The following is a 4276-nucleotide window of genomic DNA, read 5'->3' on the forward strand; positions in this document are numbered from 1 at the left end:
GGCATCGCCTTCTTGCATTAACTGTTGTAAAGTTAACTCTGGATTTTTATCCATATACTTCTTTACAATTTGCCAGCCAGTCCAAATTCCTAATTTAGGTGCAGAGTCAGATTTTTCGCCAATACCAGGTGTGAAGGGCGCCTCAGCTATATATTTCTGTATTTTTAAGTAATCTGATTCGTATAAAAGGTTATTTTCAATAAAGTAAGCCCATATCCCTGATTCATATTCTGTACACCAATCGAGTTGATCTTGGGTATATCCAATCTTGAGCGTATCACTTGTTTCAGGCATCACAGCGTCCATCAAATAAAGAACCTTCCCATTGTAAATCATTTTGCTTAGTAAAGTTCTGTCGCTATCTTTTTCTGGGAACATATCCTCCCGAATGAGGGTTTCTATAAGCCTGGGACTTATATTTTCTGGATTGAATCGTCTGGCAATATAAGCAGGAATACTTTCTCTTAGTGCAGGGTAAAAGCGTTCTCCATTTTTGCCTAAGAACATATCTAAACCTATTCCAATATAGTCGTTACCTATTGGCGTTTGTACCGCAAAACCCGATAAAAAACTAATTATACGTGGTAATTTCTGTTTCGGATAATAGTATTTAATGTATTTAAAGGCTTGATTAATCTCTAATTCTTGCTTTTTTAGATCAGGAAAAGTCTTATCTACAGTGGTTTTTAATTCTAAATAATCAGGATTTTGAAGAATAAATCTCAAATTAGAATAATAAGCTGTATCACTTGCTACACCTGCAACGATTATTTTTTCCATATAATCGTCATAAAACCAGGTATATTTTTTCCTTAAAACTGGCGCTTTTTCTGAGATATTATTCGAATTTAATCCGCCAAAATCCTTATCAAATCTTTCAATTTTAGTATTTAGATTAATTTTGCTGATATCGGGAGTCTTTTTATTATTACAAGATAGGATCATCAAGCATATTAAAAAAAACAGGTAAATTTGCGCTCGTCTCATAAATGAAGATAAATTGCTAAATTATGAAAATGCATAGAATAATCTGTGTTTAGCTTATGAATAGCTCTCAATTAATTTAGCTTTAATGATTAGACCATGAAAATAGCCCTTGCTCAATTAAATTATATTATTGGAGATTTTGATTTTAACACCTCCAAAATAATTGATACACTCCAATCAGCAAAGGCTCAAGGCGCTGATTTAGTGGTGTTTGCCGAGCTTTCTGTTTGTGGTTATTCCCCTTGTGATTTTCTGGATTTCTCGGAATTTATCAATCAATGTGATGAATCAGCTAGGAAGATTGCTGAAGCTTGTGAGGGTATTGCATGTATCATCGGACTCCCAACAAAGAACCCAGAAATAAAGGGTAAAGATTTGTATAATTCGGCTTATTTTATTGAAAATGGAAAGGTTAAGTCTATCGTGAATAAGGCTCTACTCCCAAATTATGATGTTTTTGATGAGTACCGATATTTTGAACCAGCAGTAAATTTTAGCTGCATCGAGTTTAAAGGCCATAAAATTGCACTTACCATTTGTGAAGATCTTTGGAATATCAACGACAATCCAATGTATGTAATTTCGCCAATGTATGAGCTTGCAAAGGAAAATCCGGATTTCATGATTAATATTGCAGCCTCTCCTTTCGCTTATAATCATGATGAAGAAAGGGTACAAGTATTAGGGGATAACTGCCGGAAATATAAAATGCCATTATTTTATGTGAATCAGATTGGCGCTCAAACTGAAATTATTTTCGATGGAGGCTCTTTAGTATTTGATCAAGAGGGCTCACTTTTAGACGAGCTACCTTATTTTCAAGAAAGTATCAAGTATTATTCTATTGAGAAGGGAAATATTTTAGAACAAAATCCAATTATTCATAATCCTCATAATGATATTGAACAAATTCATGATGCTTTAGTCTTAGGTATTAAAGACTATTTCCAAAAATCTGGATTTTCGAAGGCGGTACTTGGTCTTTCTGGCGGAATAGACTCTGCGCTCGTTTGTGCGCTAGCCGCGGAGGCTTTGGGAGCAGAGAACGTCATGGCAGTTTTGATGCCTTCAGAGTACTCTAGCAATCATTCTATACAAGATGCATTAGACCTTGTTGCCAATCTTGGCTGTAAACATCAAATCATTCCGATTAAGGAAGCTACAGCGGCATTCGAGAGCATGATGAAGCCAACATTTGAAGATCTTCCATTTAATGTGGCAGAAGAGAATATTCAAGCACGTAGTAGAGGTATTGTGGTAATGGCCATGTCGAATAAATTCGGGTATATTTTGCTCAATACCTCCAATAAAAGTGAGTGCGCTGTAGGCTATGGTACTTTATATGGAGATATGGCAGGAGCAATTTCTGTATTAGGCGATGTTTACAAAACACAGGTTTATAAGTTAGCTCATTATATCAATAGAGATAAAGAAATTATTCCTCAAAATAGTATTGTGAAGCCTCCTTCGGCTGAGTTACGTCCGGGACAAAAAGATTCGGATTCTTTGCCGGATTATGAGATATTAGATGCAATGCTTTTCCAATATATTGAGCTTAAAAAGAGTTCCTCCGAACTAATTTCTATGGGTTTTGATGAAGCAATGGTTAAGAGAATCCTTAGAATGGTAAATATGGCCGAATTTAAGCGTAAACAAGCACCACCAATACTTAGAGTCTCTCCGAAAGCATTTGGAACAGGAAGAAGAATGCCGATTGTGGCGAAGTATAGACAATAGATGTGAGATTTGAGACAATAGATATGAGATAGGGTTTCTCACATCTCATATCTTAAATTTGAGACCATAGATTTGAGATATGAGACCATAGATTTGAGACACCAATGCTTCTCATATCTCACATCTCATATCTCACATCTCATATCTCACATCTCCCTATCCAATCTCAGCTCTTACACGCTCCAATAGCGCTTTAGTCTTCTTTATCCCTTCATATTCGTCAAGCTTTAATCCTTCGTATTCAATTCCAACATAGCCTTTAAAGCCTGCATCTTTTACGATTTTAAGCATTTTCACATAATCGGTTTCAATGCAATTTCCTTGCGCATCAAAATCAAGTGATTTCGCACTTACCGCTTTTGCATAAGGCATCATTTCAAGGGTGCCTTTGTACCTATCGTATTCTTCAACACATTTATTTCCTTGACGAGTAAGACAGAAATTGTTGAAATCAGGTAATGTTCCTACATTTTTTTCGCCAACTTCTTTCATTACGCTACTCAGCCAGCTACCATCTGAACTGTATCCTCCGTGGTTTTCAACAATTACATTGATGCCAACTTTTGATGCAAATTCGCCCAAGCGACCTAATCCGTCGATTGCCGCAGTTTTAACCTCTGCCGCAGTACCAACGCCATAAGCGTTTACACGAATTGTAGCACAACCTAGATATTTTGCAGCTTCTACCCATTTATAATGGTTTTCAACCGCCTGAATTCGTTTTGCATTGTCTAATTCTCCTAAATTACCTTCGCCATCGCACATAATTAGGTGGTTTTTGACCCCATTATCGTTACAACGCATTAAAAGCTCATTCAGGTAATTTGTGTCTTTAGCTTTATCTTTAAAGAAAGCGTTTACATATTCTATCGCACTAATGCCAAACTCTTTTTTAGCAATTACCGGAAAATCTAAATTGGTGATTTTCTTACTAAACAATTCTTTATGAAGAGACCATTCAGCAAGCGAAATTTCAAAAAATGAATTTTGTATATCTGCTGCATTTGGGTTTTTCCTGCTTACACAAGAATATAATGAGGTGGGGATCAACGCGATTCCGGCTAAACCAGAAATTTGATGGATGAATTTACGACGGTTATTTGACATGTTTGATTGATTTTTATTTTGAAATTACAATATTTATTATAATTCGGAAAATTTAGGGGATTTATCTTTCTAAAGTTTGTCATCTACATCCATAGATATCATTTTTGGGCCATTTAGATGTAACAAATCTATCATTTTTACAATATGCAATTCTTTTAACCGTTTCTTTGTGAAGGTTAGTTAATGTGTTGATGTTTAATTTTTGTATTGTTATCTATCAACAGTTTTCAAGGTGTATTTTTATGAAAATCCGTTCCAATTAGGACGGATTTTCATTTTTATGCCTTTTTCTTAAAAATGCTAATCAACAGAAAAATCAAGAAAGCAAAACTGCCTAAAACTGCAAATTTTGCGATATAATCGCCATGTTTTACATAAAATGTAAATTCCTCGTTTAGGTTTATATCTTGTTTCAATGCCCCCGGCATCCACCATTTTGTTCTTT

The 4276-nt window shown here is 35.2% G+C and carries 3 protein-coding genes; 1 reads left to right on the forward strand and 2 read right to left on the reverse strand.

Annotated elements, in window-relative coordinates; translation table 11 throughout:
* On the reverse strand, positions 1–987 hold a 987-nt coding region (gldB, locus tag ACIQ0D_RS11800; RefSeq protein ID WP_395805860.1), incomplete at its 3' end, for a gliding motility lipoprotein GldB.
* A 96-nt stretch (positions 988–1083) separates the two neighbouring features.
* Here gldB and ACIQ0D_RS11805 point away from each other — a divergent pair.
* Entirely contained in the window at positions 1084–2724 is a 1641-nt protein-coding gene (locus ACIQ0D_RS11805; protein WP_395805862.1) for an NAD+ synthase, read from the forward strand.
* 156 nt (positions 2725–2880) lie between these two features.
* Here ACIQ0D_RS11805 and ACIQ0D_RS11810 read toward each other — a convergent pair whose 3' ends face one another.
* Positions 2881–3831 carry a sugar phosphate isomerase/epimerase family protein gene (locus tag ACIQ0D_RS11810; protein WP_395805864.1) on the reverse strand — a complete coding sequence of 317 codons (951 nt, stop codon included), beginning with the start codon at positions 3829–3831 and terminating at the stop codon, positions 2881–2883.
* Positions 3832–4276: the final 445 nt, after the last annotated feature.

This window comes from Daejeonella sp. (assembly GCF_044342615.1).
GTDB lineage: Bacteria > Bacteroidota > Bacteroidia > Sphingobacteriales > Sphingobacteriaceae > Daejeonella.